Consider the following 15,386-nt stretch of genomic DNA (forward strand, 5'->3'; position numbering starts at 1 on the left):
TTTAAGGAGTCTCGGATCCGGTCAGGCGCAAGACGGTTTTGCGCAGAATAGGGCTGTCTGGGTTGTCTTTGAGGAACTGCCCCCAGAGTTTTTTGGCTTCACGCTGCTGGCCACTCACCCACAACACTTCGCCTAAATGCGCGGCCACTTCTTGATCGGGGAAGCGCTCCAGCGCCTGGCGCAGCAAACGCTCTGCTTCAGGCAAATTACCCAGGCGGAAGTTCACCCAGCCCAGGCTGTCTAGCACGGCCGGGTCTTCCGGGTTCAAATCGTAGGCTTGCTGAATGTATGTTTTGGCTTCGGCGTAGCGGGTGGTGCGGTCGGCAAGGGTGTAACCCAGCGCGTTCAAGGCCATGGCGTTGTCAGGTTCACGCTGGATAATGGCGCGCAAATCGGCTTCCATTTGCGGGAGATCGTTGCGTTTTTCGGCCAGCATGGCGCGTGAGTACAGCAGGTTCAGGTCGTCAGGGTATTGCTTGACGGCTTGTTGCAAGACGGCCCAGGCGCGATCGGTCTGATTGTTCGCCGACAGGGTTTCGGCTTCGATCAGGTACAGCTGAATCGCGTAGTCCGGCTGGGCGTCACGGGCAGCCGCCAGTTTTTGCGAGGCTTCGGCGCCGCGGCCGTGGTTAATCAAAATGTCTGCCTGGCGCAATTGTGCAGGCAAATAATCATTACCTGGCTCTACCAGAGCGTATTGAATCAGCGCGCCTTGCGGGTCATTACGTTCTTCCGCAATGCGCCCCAGGTTCAAGTGTGCCGAATCGACATGGCTGTCGCGGTCGATCAGTTCCTGCAAATAGCCTTCGGCTTCGTCCCAGGACTTAAGCTCAAGGCACACCAGCGCCAGAGAGAAACGCAGTTCATCGTCTTCCGGGTACTGCTGAACCAGGCTGGCGAATTGCACTTTTGCCTGATCGATGCGGTTTTGTTCGACCAGCGTACGTGCATAGGTCAGGCCCAACCGTTTGTCGTCCGGGTTGTCGCGCATCGCTTTTTGCAGCAGCGGCAAGGCTTCGTCGCCACGGTCAAGGCTTTGCAGCAGGCGGGCGCGCAGCAGAATCGGGGCTATTTCACCGTCCTGCGGCGGGTGCTGCTCCAGCAGTTTCAAGGCGCCGGCTGCGTCATCGTCCTGTTGCATCAACAAGGCTTTGCCGAAGATCAGTTGATCGTTGTCCGGGTGTCTGACCAGCAGGCGATCAAAGTTTTTTTGCAGGCCGGCACGGGTGTCGGGGTCTGTTTCGAGGGCCGACAAGGCTAAAAAGTCGAAATGCGTGTCGCCTTTGGCCTGCAGGACTTTTTCCATGTAGGCCATGGAATCGTCGTAGCGCCCGCTGCGTGCCAGTTGAATGGCCGCCGCTCGTTGTGCGTCCAGGTCGTCTGGTGCGTTTCTGGCCCAGATCAGCACCGTGTCGAGGGCTGCCTGATCGGCGCCCAGGTATTCAGCGATACGAAACGCGCGCTCGGCAACGCCCGGATCCTGGGTGTTGATGGCCTGCGTCACGTAGTTATCGAGGGCGATATCCAGGCGATTGCGTTGGCCGGCCAACTCCGCGCTCAGCAAGCTGTACAGCGTGTCTTCACTGAACGAGCTATAGACCGTGGGCTTTTCCGGGACGGTGGTAACGTCTTCTGCCGCGGACGAAGCGTCCGGGGACGTGGGGGCCAGAGACTGGCAGCCACTGAGAACGACGAGAGCAAGGAGCAACGCGGAGGATCTATTCATATAAGAGAAAGGCGACTTACCTGCGGTCTGGGCATCATGACACATGCGATGGTGCAAACCATAACAGGTGCGACTATCGATAGAAGCGATATAAGGCTCTGATGATGCGAGGGAAGATGAGTTCAACAGACGTTAACTATAGAGACAATAGTCAGCAATGGTTGTTCTGAATCAGACGAAGTAGGACAATTGTCGGCTTCTCGTCACCATCAGCGATATTGAATGGCCTTCCTCGCACTCGGTATTAACCACAAGACTGCTTCAGTAGACGTCCGCGAGCGCGTGGCATTTACTCCAGAGCAGTTGGTTGAAGCCTTGCAGCAACTCTGCCGCCTCACCGACAGTCGCGAAGCTGCGATCCTCTCGACCTGCAATCGCAGTGAGCTTTATCTCGAACAAGACCAACTCGGCGCCGAAGCTGTGCTGAAATGGCTGGCCGAATATCACGATCTGAACTACGAAGAGCTGCGGGCGTGTGCCTACATCCATGAAGATGATGCGGCCGTTCGTCACATGATGCGCGTGGCATCGGGGCTCGATTCGCTGGTGTTGGGCGAGCCGCAAATTCTCGGCCAGATGAAATCTGCCTACGCCGTGGCGCGTGAGGCGGGTACTGTCGGGCCGCTATTGGGGCGTCTGTTCCAGGCTACGTTCAACTCGGCCAAGCAAGTGCGCACCGACACGGCGATTGGTGAAAACCCGGTGTCGGTGGCGTTTGCTGCAGTGAGCCTGGCCAAGCAGATTTTCAGCGACTTGCAGCGCAGTCAGGCACTGCTGATCGGGGCGGGCGAGACCATCACCCTGGTCGCCCGGCACCTGCATGATCTGGGGGTTAAACGCATCGTGGTGGCTAACCGTACCTTAGAGCGGGCCAGTACCCTGGCCGAGCAGTTCGGCGCTCATGCCGTGTTGTTGTCAGACATTCCACAAGAGCTGGTGCACAGCGACATCGTGATCAGCTCGACCGCCAGCCAGTTGCCGATTTTGGGCAAGGGCGCTGTCGAAAGTGCCTTGAAGCTGCGCAAGCACAAGCCTATTTTCATGGTCGACATTGCCGTTCCACGGGATATCGAGCCAGAAGTCGGCGAGTTGGACGACGTTTACCTCTATACCGTCGACGACTTGCACGAAGTGGTCGCAGAAAACCTCAAGAGCCGTCAGGGCGCTGCCCAGGCCGCTGAAGAGCTGGTGAGCATCGGCGCCGACGACTTCATGGTGCGTTTGCGTGAGCTGGCGGCGGTTGATGTGCTTAAAGCCTATCGCCAACAAGGCGAGCGCCTGCGCGATGAAGAATTGCAAAAAGCCCTGCGGATGATGGCCAATGGCAGCAATCCGCAAGACGTGCTGGTGCAACTGGCACGTGGTTTAACCAATAAATTGCTTCACGCCCCCAGCGTGCAGCTTAAAAAGCTTTCCGCCGAAGGCCGCCTCGATGCGCTGGCCATGGCCCAAGAACTTTTTGCCCTCGGTGAGGGCTCATCGGATAGCTCTGCGGATAAAAAACTGTAATGAAAGCGTCACTGCTTAATAAGCTGGACATCCTCCGGGATCGATTTGAAGAATTGACCGCCTTGCTTGGCGATGGCGAGGTCATTTCTGATCAAACCAAGTTCCGCGCCTACTCCAAGGAGTACGCGGAGGTTGAGCCCATTGTTGCCGCCTACGTTAAGTGGCTCAAGGTGCAGGAAGACCTCGAAGGTGCCCAGGCGCTGCTCAAGGACAACGACCCTGACATGCGCGAAATGGCGGTTGAAGAAGTCCGCGAAGCCAAAGAGCAGCTCATCGGGCTGGAAAAAGACCTGCAACGCATGCTCTTGCCCAAAGACCCGAACGACGGGCGCAACGTCTTCCTCGAAATTCGCGCGGGCACCGGCGGTGATGAAGCGGCTATTTTTGCCGGCGACCTGTTTCGCATGTACTCGCGTTACGCCGAGCGTCGTGGCTGGCGGGTCGAGATCCTGTCAGAAAGCATCGGCGAACATGGCGGCTATAAAGAAGTCATCGCCCGGGTCGAAGGCGAGAATGTGTACGGCAAGCTGAAGTTCGAGTCCGGCGCCCACCGCGTGCAGCGTGTACCGGCCACCGAATCTCAGGGCCGTATCCACACCTCGGCCTGTACCGTTGCCGTTTTGCCTGAGCCTGACGAGCAAGAAGCAATCGAGATCAACCCGGCCGACTTGCGCGTCGACACCTACCGTTCTTCGGGGGCGGGTGGTCAGCACGTCAACAAAACCGACTCGGCCATTCGTATCACGCACTTGCCGACCGGCATTGTGGTCGAGTGTCAGGAAGAGCGTTCCCAGCATAAAAACCGGGCACGGGCGATGTCCTGGCTTTCAGCTAAATTGAATGACCAGCAAACCAGCGCCGCGGCCAACGCGATCGCCAGCGAGCGTAAATTGCTGGTGGGCTCGGGCGACCGTTCCGAGCGCATTCGCACCTACAACTTCGCGCAAGGCCGTGTGACAGACCATCGCGTCAACTTGACCTTGTATTCACTGGATGAAGTATTGGCCGGCGGTGTTGATGCCGTTATTGAGCCATTGTTAGCGGAATATCAGGCTGACCAACTGACAGCCCTGGGTGAATAAATGACCATTATTGCCAGTTTGTTACGTGCCGCTGAATTGCCCGACTCGCCCACCGCCCGTCTTGATGCGGAGCTGTTGCTGGCGGCCGCGCTGGGCAAACCGCGCAGTTACCTGCACACGTGGCCAGAAAAAATCGTCAGCAGCGAAGCCGCGTCGACCTTTTCAGACTTCTTGCAGCGCCGTCGCCAAGGTGAACCGGTGGCCTATATTTTGGGCCAGCAAGGGTTTTGGAAGCTCGACCTGGAAGTCGCGCCGCACACCTTGATCCCGCGCCCGGACACCGAGCTGCTGGTCGAAACGGCATTGGCGTTGCTGCCCCAGACCCCGGCCAAAGTGCTGGACCTGGGCACCGGCAGCGGGGCGATTGCCCTCGCGTTGGCCAGTGAGCGTGGCGCCTGGCAGGTGACGGCGGTCGACCGCGTGCCTGAAGCCGTGGCGCTGGCCGAACGCAACCGCCAGCGTTTGCAACTGGCCAACGTCAGCGTACTGCACAGCCACTGGTTCAGCGCTCTGGCAGATCAACGCTTTGACCTGATCATCAGCAACCCGCCCTACATCGCCGCAGGTGACTCGCACCTGGCCGAAGGCGACGTGCGCTTCGAGCCTGAAAGTGCGCTGGTGGCCGGTGCTGACGGTCTGGATGACATTCGCCACATCATTGCCCAAGCCCCGCTGCATCTAAATGCCGGTGGCTGGTTAATGCTTGAACACGGCTACGACCAGGCCGCTGCGGTTCGTGAGCTGCTGCAAGACGCGGGCTTTGAACAGGTAGAAAGCCGTAAAGACCTGGGCGCCCACGAACGCATTACCCTGGGCCGCCTGCCGTGCTGACCGATGAGGAGCTGTTGCGCTATAGCCGACAGATCCTGTTGCAACAGGTCGACATCGACGGCCAGCTCAAGCTGAAAAACAGCCGTGCGCTGATTGTCGGTCTGGGCGGGCTGGGCTCGCCGGTGGCGCTGTACCTGGCGGCAGCGGGTGTGGGTGAGCTGCACGTGGCTGATTTCGACAGCGTCGACGTGACCAACCTGCAACGCCAGATCATCCACGACAGCGCCAATGTCGGCGAAAGCAAGGTCGACTCGGCCATGCGCCGTCTTCGTCTGCTGAACCCGCACATCAAACTGGTTGCCCATCGCTCGGCGCTGGATGCCGACTCGCTGGCCGAGGCCGTGTCCGCGGTGGACGTGGTGCTCGATTGCTGTGACAACTTTGGCACCCGCGAGGCCGTCAACCGCGCCTGTGTCGCGGCGCGCAAGCCATTGGTCAGCGGTGCAGCGATTCGCCTTGAGGGGCAGTTGTCGGTTTTTGACCCGCGCCAGCCCGCGAGCCCGTGTTACCACTGTCTATATGGGCACGGCAGCGACGAAGAGCTGACGTGCAGCGAAGCCGGCGTCATCGGTCCGCTGGTGGGGCTGGTCGGCAGCCTGCAAGCGCTGGAGGCACTCAAGTTGCTGGCCGGTTTTGGCGAGCCACTGGTGGGGCGCCTGTTATTGATTGACGCCGTGACCACGCGCTTTCGCGAGTTGCGGGTCAAGCGCGATCCGGCCTGTAGCGTGTGCGGGGCTGTCCATGAGTGAAGCGCCGATTGGTGTGTTCGATTCCGGCGTCGGCGGTTTGTCGGTGTTACGCGAGATCAACCAATTGTTGCCCAACGAATCGCTGCTCTATGTCGGCGACTGCGGGCATATTCCCTACGGCGAAAAAAGCCCCGAGTTCATTCGTGAGCGCTGCGCGATCATGGCTGAGTTTTTCCAGCGTGAAGGGGCCAAGGCCTTGGTGCTGGCGTGCAACACAGCGACCGTGGCGGCCGTGGCAGATTTGCGTCAGCGCTACCCCGACTGGCCCATGGTCGGTATGGAGCCTGCGGTAAAACCCGCTGCGGCAGCGACCCGCAGTGGCGTGGTCGGCGTGCTCGCCACCACCGGCACCTTGCAGAGTGCCAAGTTCGCCGCCTTGCTCGACCGCTTCGCCAGTTCCGTAAAGGTCATCACCCAGCCGTGCCCCGGCCTGGTGGAATTGATCGAAACCGGCGATCTGAGCAGCGAGGCCTTGCGCACGATGCTGCGCGGCTATGTCGAGCCGCTGCTGGCCGCCGGCTGCGACACCATTATTCTGGGCTGCACGCATTACCCCTTCCTCAAGCCTTTGCTCAGCCAAATGCTCCCACCGTCGATCGTCTTGATCGACACCGGCGCCGCCGTGGCCCGCCAACTGCAACGCTTATTGGACGAGCGCGACCTGTTGGCGACCGGCCCTGCGCGGGAAACGCAGCTATGGACCAGCGCGTCCCCCGAATCTCTAAGAAATATCCTTCATGTGTTGTGGAATAAATCTGGTCTTGTGCGAAGCTTCGATCTGTAAGAAAACATGAAGAGCATTTGAGTCGTTGAACTTTCTCAGGGGCTGGAGATTCATACTCATCGGTTTGATGAGGTACATAAAAATTAAGATCGGCATACGAAAATAGGATTTTCATATGAAACGTTTGATTGGCTTGGTGGCGCTGGCAACGGCCGCTCTGGGGTATAGCTATACGGCACAAGCGGCCGGCATTGAATTCGGTGTGGGGCACACCAGTGAGTCAACGATGACCTATCGTCTGGGCTTGAATTCAAATTGGGACAAAAGCTGGCTGCAAAGTGACGTCGGTCGTTTGACCGGTTACTGGAGCGGCGCTTACACCTATTGGGAAGGCGACAAGTCTTCGGCGAACAACAGCCTGTCGTTCTCGCCTGTCTTTGTGTACGAATTTGCCGGCGAAACGGTCAAGCCTTACCTGGAAGCCGGGATCGGCGTGGCGGTGTTTGGCCACACCGAGGTCGAGCGCAACAAATTGGGCACGGCATTCCAGTTTGAAGACCGCCTAGGCTTTGGCCTGCGCTTTGCGGGCGGGCATGAAGTCGGCATTCGCGCGACTCACTACTCCAATGCCGGGTTGTCCAGCACCAACGACGGCGTAGAAAGCTACTCGCTGCACTACACCTTCCCGCTGTAACAACCCCTGTAGGAGCGAGCTCGCCTCGCGATCTTTTGATCTTAAAAGACGCTCGCTCCTACACGTACGCCGTCGAAATCCCCTGACGTTCATTCAGGCATTCAACGTCGCCCATCTCGAACTCTCGACAAATCAGCGGGCGCTGTTCATAAATCGTGCACATCATGGTGTTGCGATCCAGCGCAGCACACCAGCCATCGTCCAGCCTGAGCATCACCTCACCGCCCCAGTCATCGTTGTCGATAAAACGCTCGGGTACACCGGTGTGGGTGATCAGCATCACTTCCAGTTGGCAGCAACAGGCCGCGCACGTCGAACACGTAACGGCAGGTTCAGTAATGTCGGTCAGGGCGATGTTGGTCATAGGCGCGCAGTGTAAGGCAGAGCCGCGCTCAGGTGTAAACCCGCTGACCAATCACCCGCAGCCTCACAGGCTTAGAGCGAGGTCTCGCCATGGCTGCGTGACAGGCGCTTGGCCAGTGCAACCTGCATGCGTTTTGGCAGGGTGGCCAGCAGGTTGAGCAGTTTTAGCAAGCGTGTCGGGAATACGACTTCCCGCGGGCGTTTTTGTAGCTGCTGGCAGATGTAGGCAGCGGCTTTAGAGGCAGGCCAGCGGCCCTGTATTGACAGCTCAGGGTTTTCTGCCCGCGACGTATCGACAAAGCCTGGGCTGACCAAGGTCACATCAATCCCTTCGTCAGCCAGATCAACCCGCAGTGATTCAAGTAAGTAACGCAGCCCCGACTTTGCCGCACCAAAAGCTTGTGCCCGGCGCTGCGGCGAGGTCGTGACCGCACTGACTACGCCCACCAAATGCGGTGTGCGTCCGGCGCGCAGCAAGGGCAGCGCGCTTTCAATGCAATAACTGCTGGCCAGCAAGTTGGTGCACACCGAGCGCTCGATCACCCTGGCATCAAATTGTCTGACATCGACATATTCACAGGTTCCAGCGCTCAGGATGACCGTGTCCAGGGCACCCCAGCTTTGCGCGATGGTCATGCCGATTTCACGCACTTGCAGATGGTCAGTCAGGTCGCCGGGCACCAGCAACACCTGGCCGGGGAAGCGTTCAGACAACGCCACCAGCGGGCCCAGAGTGCGGGCGGTCAAGGCAAGGTGGGCGCCACGTTGCAGCAGCTCTTTTGCCATGTGCGCGCCAATACCGCTGCTGGCGCCGGTTAACCAGATGCGACGACCTTCAATCATGTTCCACCTCGAGAAGTTGTCGTGAAGGCAGGCTTTTGAAGGCGCTGAGGGCGCGTTCGCGGCTTTTCTTCAGATCGACAATAGGCGCAGGGTAATTGGCTACACCAAACAGGCCGCCAGCAGAGGCCGGGTTGTGCACTTCTTTTTTATTCAGTGCAGCGAGCTCGGGCAACCAGTGCTTGATGAATAGCCCTTCAGAATCGAAGCGCTCGGACTGGCTTAACGGGTTGAAAATTCTGAAATACGGAACGGAGTCTGTACCGGTTGATGCGCTCCACTGCCAGCCGCCGTTGTTGGCCGCGAGGTCGCCATCAATCAAATGGCGCATGAAAAAACGCTCGCCTTCGCGCCAGTCGATCAACAGGTTTTTGGTCAGGAACATCGCCACCACCATGCGCAGGCGGTTGTGCATCCAGCCGGTGGCCAGCAGTTGGCGGATCGCCGCGTCGACAATCGGCACGCCGGTACGGCCTTCTTGCCAGGCGGCCAGTTCGGCCGGGGCGTTACGCCAAGGCAAATATTCGGTTTCTGGTTTGAAGGCGCGGTGCCGTGAGACACGCGGGAAGCCCACCAGCACATGTTTGTAGAACTCGCGCCAGAGCAGCTCGTTGACCCAGGTAAAGACGCCAGGGCTGCCGCTTTCGAACTCGCCGTTGTTGCTGCCCAGCGCCGCATGCAAGCACTGGCGAGGCGAAAGAACGCCTGCGGCCAGATAGGTGGACAGCTGGCTGGTACCCGGCTTGGCGGGTAAATCGCGCTCGTCCTGGTAGTAGTGAATTTGTTCACTGGTAAAGCGCGCCAAACGCTCATGGGCTTCATCTTCACCGGCGGGCCAGAGATCACGCAGAGCCTGGGGCGGTGTTTCAAAGCCGGGGATGGCTTGCGGCACGCTATCGCGTTTGATCAGGAGGGCCGCTTGCGCTTTGGGCGCCGTGATGGTTTTCGGCAGGGCCATGTGCAAGCGGTTGTAGCAGAGCCGGCGAAATTGGGTGAACACCTTAAAATACGAGCCGGACTGCGTCAGGAGGCTGCCGGGCGCAAACAGCAACTGGTCCAGATAGCTGTGAAAGCCGATGCCTTGGGCCTTAAGTGCGTCGGCAACAGCGTGGTCGCGACGGGTTTCATGGATCCCGTATTCCTCGTTGACGTGCACGTCATCAATGCCCAGTTGCTGGCATAACTCAAGCAGCACAGCGGGCGCCTGATCCCAGGTGGTGGCGGTGCGGATAAGCAGCGGGATGTTCAACCGTTTCAGGCTGTCGCTCAAGATGCTCAAGTTGCGCAACCAGAAATCGACTTTGCAGGGCGCGTCGTCGTGCGCCAGCCATTGCTCAGGGCTGATCAGGTACACGGCCACGGTCGGGCCGCGCTCGGCACTGGCGCTCAGAGCGGTGTTGTCATGTTGGCGCAAATCGCTGCGTAACCACAAAAGTTGCATGTCTGTTCCTTGAAAGCACTAAAAGAGGCGAAGTTGGCTCAGGCGTTGATGGGCTTCGATGGGGTCCTTTGCCAAAGACAAAGCCGCGCTTTCAGCGCTGGATACCGCTAATTCGTCGTTGTGGATGGACACCGAGGGCCCGGCAATCAACACCGGGCAAGTGATCGCACTTAACAGTTTTGGCAGGTGTTGCAGGTTCAACGGTTTGCTCGAATACAGCACCACCGCGCGGGCGTTGAGCCGCTCGACAGCCACCGCCAGCTCACTGCCGGGTATCTGGGCGTCAAACACTTCAACCGGGCAATGGCTGCTGCTGACCATCAGGGCGGTAAGCCATAGATGGGGCTCGAATGGCCTGTCTGACTGGTTGATCAGCAGCACTGGCGGGCCGCTGAGGGAGCGGTTGTTGTGGTAAATCCGCGCGCCCAGTTTGCTGCGCAGCCAGGACTCAAAAAATACGCGTTCCAGTTGCGCGCCAAATTGGCCGTGCCAGTGTTGTTCCAGCTCGCTGATCAGCGGCATCAACAGGTGCTCGCACAAGGGTTGGGCCGGGTACAGCGACATGACCTGATTGAAGTTGTCATCAAGGCGGCGTTCCGCCAGTTCGCGGATCGCCAGGGTCAGCGCTTGGCGCCATGCGTGCCAATCATTGTCGGCAGGCTCATGGTAAGAGGGGGCAGAATCGAGCAGCGGTTTGATCTGGCTGACCGAAACCCCGCGGTTGAGCCAGGTCAGAATGCGCCGAATACGCAGCACATGGTCGGTGGAGAACAGACGGTGCCCTTTGGCGGTACGAAAGGGCACGATCAGGCCGTACCGGCGCTCCCAGGCACGCAGCGTGACGGCGTTGACACCGGTCATGCGGGCGACTTCGCGGATCGGTATCCAGCCTTCAGCCAGGGCTTTGCTGTAGTCCGAGTCGGGTGTGTTGGACATGATCAGGTCATCATTCATTGTCAGATAGCATTACGCAGGCTGAGGTTTTCAGGGTGCGGTTGCAGGTAGACCTGCCGCGAGATGTAAAGGTCCGGGTGCTGGCGGAAGTGATGCTTGAGCAGGGTCAGTGGCACCACCAGCGGCACAATGCCCTTGAGGTACTGGCTGATCAGTTGCTGCATTTCCTGCTTGTCTTCGGCGCTGATGGAGCGCTTGAGGTAGCCGCTCAGGTGTTGCAGCACGTTGGTGTGAGTACGACGCGTGGCGCATTTTTTCAGCGCTTTCATCAATTCGCTGAAATAGTGCGGAGCGATGTCTCGCGGGTCTTGCTTGCCGAGGTTGCCCAGCAGGTTGCCCAGCGCCTTGTATTGCACCGGGCTGTTGGCCATGAGCTGATATTTGTAACGGGCGTGGTATTCGGTGAGAGTGCGGCGCGTGATGCCTTGCTTGAGCAAGGCTTGCCAGTCGCTGTAGGCGTACACACGGGTCAGGAAGTTTTCACGCAGCACCGGGTCATTCAGGCGGCCGTCTTCTTCCACGGGTAAATCCGGGTGCGCCGCGCAAAACGCCTGGGCATAAATGCCACGGCCGCTCAATTCGGCAGGGCGACCGCCGTCCTGGTACACCTTGACCCGTTCAAGCCCGCACGATGGCGACTTTTGCATAAAGATGTAGCCACAGATGTCGGTATGCGCCGCGGCCATTTCTACGCCGTAATCGTGCAGCGGCCGGGTAACGTTCAGTTGGTTATCGACACTGCCGACAGCCTGAGGCTGCGCCGGGTCGCCGACCAGCCGTATGGCCTGGCGGGGAGTGCCCAGGCCAATGGCAACCTCGGGGCATAGCGGTACAAATTCAAAATGCTCGCTCAGGGTCTGACTGCACAGCCGCGATTCTTTGTGCCCACCATTGAAGCGAACCTCGGCGCCCAGCAAGCAGGCACTGATGGCAATTTTTGGTTTGTGCTGGCAAGAAGCAGTGCTGCCCATGTTACGAACCTCCAAGAAATACTTGTACATCTTTTAATTGATGTACAACTTGGTTTCATCATAAGCGCAGGCTTGTACAAGTCAAATATCTTGTACAGGTATTTGAGGTTCAGGCGGGTCAGTTACAGCCAGCCCAGCTTCCACTCATCCGCCGCTTGCAAGTGTTGCCATGGCAGGCGCTGGTTGCGCTGGGTGAGCACGGCCTGAAGCTCGACTTCCAGCACGGTGCCTTCTTCGTCGCAGAACAATTGGGTGACCAGAAAGTGTTTTTCGCGGTGTTTGGGCTGGGCTGCCGTCCATTTGGACAGCAGCAGTTTGCGCGGATTAATGCGATTCATGACAAGTGCTCGATCAATCGGCGGGCGGCTTCCTGGCCGCTGAGCCAGGCCCCTTCGACCCGTCCAGACAAGCACCAGTCGCCGCAGGCATAGAGTCCCAGGTCAGCATCGGCCAGGGCGCCCCATTCATGGGCAGAAGACGGCCGGGCGTAGAGCCAGCGGTGGGCCAGGGTGAAGACCGGCGCCGGCATGGTGCAGTGGATCAGCTCGGCAAAGGCACCGTGCAAGTGCTCGATCACGGCATCTTTGGGCAGGTCGAGGTTCTGTTTGCTCCAGGCGCTGGTCGCGTGCAAAACCCAAGTGTCCGGGGTGTCTTCGCGGCCGGGCTTGCTGCGGTTGCGGGCCAGCCAGTCCAGCGGGCTGTCTTGTACAAAGCAGCCCTCCATCGGGGTCTCGAGCGGTGTTTCGAAAGCCAAAGCGACGGCCCAGGTAGGGTCCATCTTGACCCCGGCAACGGTGGTGGCCAGTTTAGGTGCTGCGGCCAGCAGAGCGATTGCCTGCGGGGCAGGGGTGGCAACAATCACATGGCTAAAAGGGCCATGGGTGCATTCGTCCGAGTCGAGCAAATGCCAGTGTTTTTCGCCGTGGATCAAATCGGTAATTCGGCACGAAAAGTTCACCGTCAGGCGCCCAAGCATCCCGCGTGTGATTGCGCTCATGCGCGGTGCGCCGACCCAGCGGGTTTGCTCGTCGGGCGAGGGGGTCAGTTGGCCGTTTTTGTGGTTGTACAAATGCGGGGACCATTCGGCAGCCCAGCCATGGGCTTGCCACTGCTGGACTTCATCGACAAATCGACGGTCACGGGCAGTGAAATACTGTGCACCCAGATCCAGCGCGCCGGCATCGCTGCGCTTGCTCGACATGCGCCCGCCGCTGCCTCGACTTTTATCAAAAAGATGAACCGCATAACCGGCCTTGTGCAGCGCGTTGGCGGCTGAGAGTCCGGCAATGCCGGCTCCGATGATCGCAATGGGTACAGTCATATTGGTCTCGTTCCCCTGTTTGCACAGACTTCGTTTTCTATAATACCTGTACAAATTTATTTTTTGGTATAGGTTTTAGTGCGCCTGCCGAGTCAGACTGACCTATTCTTTATAAGGCTAATGGCCCATTAATGGGCCTTATTTTAAAAATAGACCAGTGCTCTGCATAAAACTCCTCGGGAGGTTCACCCCATGCACATATTGCTGACCGGCGGTACAGGCTTGATAGGCCGCCAACTGTGTCGTCACTGGCTGGCGCAAGGTCATCGCCTGAGTGTGTGGAGCCGCCAGCCTGAACGCGTGCAAGCACTGTGCGGGGCGGGCGTTCGGGGCATCGAGCACCTGGTTGAGTTAAGCCACGAGCCAGTAGACGTCGTGGTCAATCTGGCCGGGGCGCCGATTGCCGGCGGCCGCTGGACACGCAAGCGCAAGGCGCAGTTGTGGAGCAGCCGGGTCACGCTCACCGAAACGCTTTTAGTCTGGCTCGAAAGCCTCGAACACAAACCTTCGGTGCTGATCTCCGGGTCGGCCGTTGGCTGGTATGGCGACGGCGGTGAGCGTGAACTGACCGAAGAATCGCCGCCGGTCAACGACGATTTCGCGTCCCACTTGTGCATTGCCTGGGAAGAAACTGCCCAGCGTGCCCAAGCCTTGGGCATTCGTGTGGTGCTGGTGCGCACGGGGTTGGTGTTGGCGGCTGAGGGCGGCTTTTTGTCGCGCCTGTTGCTGCCGTTCAAGATGGGCTTGGGCGGCCCGGTGGGCAACGGTCGGCAATGGATGTCGTGGATTCACATCAAAGACCAAATTGCCCTGATTGATTTTCTTGTGCATGAGAATGCCGCCTCGGGTCCTTATAATGCCTGCGCCCCGCACCCGGTACGCAACGCTGAGTTCGCCAAAACCTTGGGCAGCGTGTTGCACCGCCCGGCGTTCATGCCAGCACCGGCGTTTGTTTTGCAGGTGGGATTGGGCGAGATGGCAACGTTATTGTTGGGTGGCCAGCGGGCAATGCCCGCCCGCTTGCTGGCTGCCGGTTTCACTTTTCAGTTCACCGATTTGCGTGCGGCGCTAGACGATCTTTCCGCCCGCCTCTGAAATAGGATGTTGCATGACCGACCACGCGCTGTTGCTGGTTAACCTGGGTTCGCCGGCGTCTACTTCGGTAGCGGATGTACGCAGCTACTTGAACCAGTTTTTGATGGACCCTTACGTCATCGACTTGCCGTGGCCTGTGCGTCGACTGTTGGTGTCTTTGATTTTGATCAAGCGGCCCGAGCAGTCGGCGCATGCCTACGCCTCGATCTGGTGGGACGAGGGCTCACCGCTGGTGGTGTTGAGCCGCCGCTTGCAGCAGGCCATGACCCGCGAATGGACCAAAGGCCCGGTCGAGCTGGCCATGCGCTATGGCGAGCCGTCGATTGAAACCGTGCTCACGCGTCTGGCTGCGCAAGGCATCAAGCAGGTGACGCTGGCGCCACTGTATCCACAGTTCGCCGACAGCACCGTGACCACGGTGATTGAAGAAGCCAAGCGGGTGGTCAAGGCCAAAAAACTGTCGATGCAGTTCTCGATCGTGCAGCCGTTTTACGATCAGGCTGAATACCTTGACGCCTTGGTGGCCAGCGCCCGGCCGCACCTGGAGCAAGACTACGATCACTTGTTGCTGAGCTTTCACGGCTTGCCTGAGCGGCATTTGCACAAGCTGGACCCGACCGGCAATCACTGCTTCAAAAATGCCGATTGCTGCCAGAATGCATCGACCGAAGTGCTGGCGACCTGCTACCGGGCGCAATGCTTGCGCACCGCACAATCGTTTGCCGAGCGCATGGGCTTGCCGGAGGGCAAATGGTCGGTGGCCTTTCAGTCGCGACTGGGCCGGGCCAAGTGGATCGAACCCTACACCGAAGCGCGTCTGGATGCGCTGGCCAAAGACGGCGTGAAGAAAATTCTGGTGATGTGCCCGGCGTTTGTCGCCGATTGCATCGAGACCCTGGAAGAGATCGGCGATCGCGGACGCGAGCAGTTTATTGAGGCGGGGGGCGAGGAGTTGGTGCTGGTGTCGTGTCTCAATGACAACCCGGAGTGGGCGGCGGCGCTGAATACCATTTGTGAAAGGGCGCCGTTGGCGTTGTAAAAGCTGCAAAGACTGTAGGAGCGAGCTTGCCTCGCGATCTCTTAAAC

16 protein-coding genes are annotated in these 15,386 nt (G+C 59.1%); 8 read left to right on the forward strand and 8 right to left on the reverse strand.

The genetic code is table 11. The features are described 5' to 3' along the window. Position 1 precedes the first annotated feature (1 nt). Positions 2 to 1,726, reverse strand: coding sequence for a tetratricopeptide repeat protein (locus QMX84_RS11165; RefSeq protein ID WP_282363820.1), 1,725 nt, complete (start codon positions 1,724 to 1,726; stop codon positions 2 to 4). 222 nt (positions 1,727 to 1,948) lie between these two features. Between QMX84_RS11165 and hemA the strand changes: the two genes are divergently transcribed. The 6 genes from hemA (at position 1,949) to QMX84_RS11195 (ending at position 7,315) form a co-directional block, all read left to right on the forward strand. Next, complete coding sequence (gene hemA / locus QMX84_RS11170; RefSeq protein ID WP_153333373.1) at positions 1,949 to 3,235, forward strand: glutamyl-tRNA reductase; 1,287 nt, start codon at positions 1,949 to 1,951, stop codon at positions 3,233 to 3,235. Continuing rightward, positions 3,235 to 4,317, forward strand: coding sequence for a peptide chain release factor 1 (gene prfA, locus QMX84_RS11175; RefSeq protein ID WP_282363821.1), 1,083 nt, complete (start codon positions 3,235 to 3,237; stop codon positions 4,315 to 4,317). Before hemA ends, prfA begins: the two co-directional genes overlap by 1 nt. After that, positions 4,318 to 5,148 (forward strand): peptide chain release factor N(5)-glutamine methyltransferase, encoded by an 831-nt coding sequence (prmC, locus tag QMX84_RS11180; RefSeq protein ID WP_282363822.1) that lies wholly within the window; start codon positions 4,318 to 4,320, stop codon positions 5,146 to 5,148. Beyond that, positions 5,142 to 5,897 (forward strand): molybdopterin-synthase adenylyltransferase MoeB, encoded by a 756-nt coding sequence (locus QMX84_RS11185; protein ID WP_282363823.1) that lies wholly within the window; start codon positions 5,142 to 5,144, stop codon positions 5,895 to 5,897. Before prmC ends, QMX84_RS11185 begins: the two co-directional genes overlap by 7 nt. After that, positions 5,890 to 6,681, forward strand: a complete 792-nt coding sequence (murI, locus tag QMX84_RS11190) for a glutamate racemase (RefSeq protein WP_282363824.1) — start codon at positions 5,890 to 5,892, stop codon at positions 6,679 to 6,681. The genes QMX84_RS11185 and murI overlap by 8 nt, the downstream gene beginning before the upstream one ends. 115 nt (positions 6,682 to 6,796) lie before the next feature. Beyond that, on the forward strand, positions 6,797 to 7,315 hold the full coding sequence (locus tag QMX84_RS11195) for an acyloxyacyl hydrolase (RefSeq protein WP_282363825.1): 519 nt from the start codon (positions 6,797 to 6,799) through the stop codon (positions 7,313 to 7,315). Between the two features lie 58 nt (positions 7,316 to 7,373). Here QMX84_RS11195 and QMX84_RS11200 read toward each other — a convergent pair whose 3' ends face one another. The 7 genes from QMX84_RS11200 to QMX84_RS11230 all read right to left on the reverse strand — a co-directional run bounded on the left by QMX84_RS11200 (position 7,374) and on the right by QMX84_RS11230 (position 13,205). Then, the gene (locus QMX84_RS11200; RefSeq protein ID WP_282363826.1) at positions 7,374 to 7,679 is read right to left on the reverse strand and encodes a YkgJ family cysteine cluster protein; all 306 of its coding nucleotides are present in this window, start codon (positions 7,677 to 7,679) and stop codon (positions 7,374 to 7,376) included. 71 nt (positions 7,680 to 7,750) lie between these two features. Next, positions 7,751 to 8,521, reverse strand: a complete 771-nt coding sequence (locus QMX84_RS11205; protein ID WP_282363827.1) for an SDR family NAD(P)-dependent oxidoreductase — start codon at positions 8,519 to 8,521, stop codon at positions 7,751 to 7,753. After that, positions 8,514 to 9,959, reverse strand: a complete 1,446-nt coding sequence (gene phrB, locus QMX84_RS11210) for a deoxyribodipyrimidine photo-lyase (RefSeq protein ID WP_282363828.1) — start codon at positions 9,957 to 9,959, stop codon at positions 8,514 to 8,516. Before phrB ends, QMX84_RS11205 begins: the two co-directional genes overlap by 8 nt. Positions 9,960 to 9,977: 18 nt before the next feature. Then, positions 9,978 to 10,913, reverse strand: coding sequence for a MerR family transcriptional regulator (locus QMX84_RS11215; protein WP_262125650.1), 936 nt, complete (start codon positions 10,911 to 10,913; stop codon positions 9,978 to 9,980). A gap of 2 nt (positions 10,914 to 10,915) precedes the next feature. After that, a complete protein-coding gene (locus tag QMX84_RS11220; protein WP_262125651.1) occupies positions 10,916 to 11,884 on the reverse strand; it encodes a DUF523 and DUF1722 domain-containing protein in 969 nt (322 codons plus the stop codon). Positions 11,885 to 12,006: 122 nt separating this feature from the next. Further along, positions 12,007 to 12,222 carry a TIGR02450 family Trp-rich protein gene (locus tag QMX84_RS11225; protein WP_048368398.1) on the reverse strand — a complete coding sequence of 72 codons (216 nt, stop codon included), beginning with the start codon at positions 12,220 to 12,222 and terminating at the stop codon, positions 12,007 to 12,009. Continuing rightward, positions 12,219 to 13,205 carry an FAD-dependent oxidoreductase gene (locus QMX84_RS11230; RefSeq protein WP_282363829.1) on the reverse strand — a complete coding sequence of 329 codons (987 nt, stop codon included), beginning with the start codon at positions 13,203 to 13,205 and terminating at the stop codon, positions 12,219 to 12,221. Before QMX84_RS11230 ends, QMX84_RS11225 begins: the two co-directional genes overlap by 4 nt. A gap of 192 nt (positions 13,206 to 13,397) precedes the next feature. Between QMX84_RS11230 and QMX84_RS11235 the strand changes: the two genes are divergently transcribed. Further along, a complete protein-coding gene (locus tag QMX84_RS11235; RefSeq protein WP_123749599.1) occupies positions 13,398 to 14,300 on the forward strand; it encodes a TIGR01777 family oxidoreductase in 903 nt (300 codons plus the stop codon). Between the two features lie 13 nt (positions 14,301 to 14,313). Further along, positions 14,314 to 15,339, forward strand: coding sequence for a ferrochelatase (gene hemH, locus QMX84_RS11240; RefSeq protein WP_282363830.1), 1,026 nt, complete (start codon positions 14,314 to 14,316; stop codon positions 15,337 to 15,339). Positions 15,340 to 15,386: the final 47 nt, after the last annotated feature.

The organism is Pseudomonas sp. PS01297 (assembly GCF_029959305.1).
GTDB classification, from domain to species: domain Bacteria; phylum Pseudomonadota; class Gammaproteobacteria; order Pseudomonadales; family Pseudomonadaceae; genus Aquipseudomonas; species Aquipseudomonas helleri.

What these genes read in the sequence shown, in the direction of transcription:
- QMX84_RS11165 (WP_282363820.1), bottom strand. Translation starts at nt 1,726, where the DNA reads ATGAATAGATCCTCCGCGTTGCTCCTTGCTCTCGTCGTTCTCAGTGGC.
- murI (WP_282363824.1), top strand. Translation starts at nt 5,890, where the DNA reads ATGAGTGAAGCGCCGATTGGTGTGTTCGATTCCGGCGTCGGCGGTTTG.
- phrB (WP_282363828.1), bottom strand. Translation starts at nt 9,959, where the DNA reads ATGCAACTTTTGTGGTTACGCAGCGATTTGCGCCAACATGACAACACC.
- QMX84_RS11215 (WP_262125650.1), bottom strand. Translation starts at nt 10,913, where the DNA reads ATGAATGATGACCTGATCATGTCCAACACACCCGACTCGGACTACAGC.
- QMX84_RS11230 (WP_282363829.1), bottom strand. Translation starts at nt 13,205, where the DNA reads ATGACTGTACCCATTGCGATCATCGGAGCCGGCATTGCCGGACTCTCA.
- prfA (WP_282363821.1), top strand. Translation starts at nt 3,235, where the DNA reads ATGAAAGCGTCACTGCTTAATAAGCTGGACATCCTCCGGGATCGATTT.
- QMX84_RS11200 (WP_282363826.1), bottom strand. Translation starts at nt 7,679, where the DNA reads ATGACCAACATCGCCCTGACCGACATTACTGAACCTGCCGTTACGTGT.
- QMX84_RS11205 (WP_282363827.1), bottom strand. Translation starts at nt 8,521, where the DNA reads ATGATTGAAGGTCGTCGCATCTGGTTAACCGGCGCCAGCAGCGGTATT.
- hemH (WP_282363830.1), top strand. Translation starts at nt 14,314, where the DNA reads ATGACCGACCACGCGCTGTTGCTGGTTAACCTGGGTTCGCCGGCGTCT.
- QMX84_RS11220 (WP_262125651.1), bottom strand. Translation starts at nt 11,884, where the DNA reads ATGGGCAGCACTGCTTCTTGCCAGCACAAACCAAAAATTGCCATCAGT.
- QMX84_RS11195 (WP_282363825.1), top strand. Translation starts at nt 6,797, where the DNA reads ATGAAACGTTTGATTGGCTTGGTGGCGCTGGCAACGGCCGCTCTGGGG.
- prmC (WP_282363822.1), top strand. Translation starts at nt 4,318, where the DNA reads ATGACCATTATTGCCAGTTTGTTACGTGCCGCTGAATTGCCCGACTCG.
- QMX84_RS11235 (WP_123749599.1), top strand. Translation starts at nt 13,398, where the DNA reads ATGCACATATTGCTGACCGGCGGTACAGGCTTGATAGGCCGCCAACTG.
- hemA (WP_153333373.1), top strand. Translation starts at nt 1,949, where the DNA reads ATGGCCTTCCTCGCACTCGGTATTAACCACAAGACTGCTTCAGTAGAC.
- QMX84_RS11225 (WP_048368398.1), bottom strand. Translation starts at nt 12,222, where the DNA reads ATGAATCGCATTAATCCGCGCAAACTGCTGCTGTCCAAATGGACGGCA.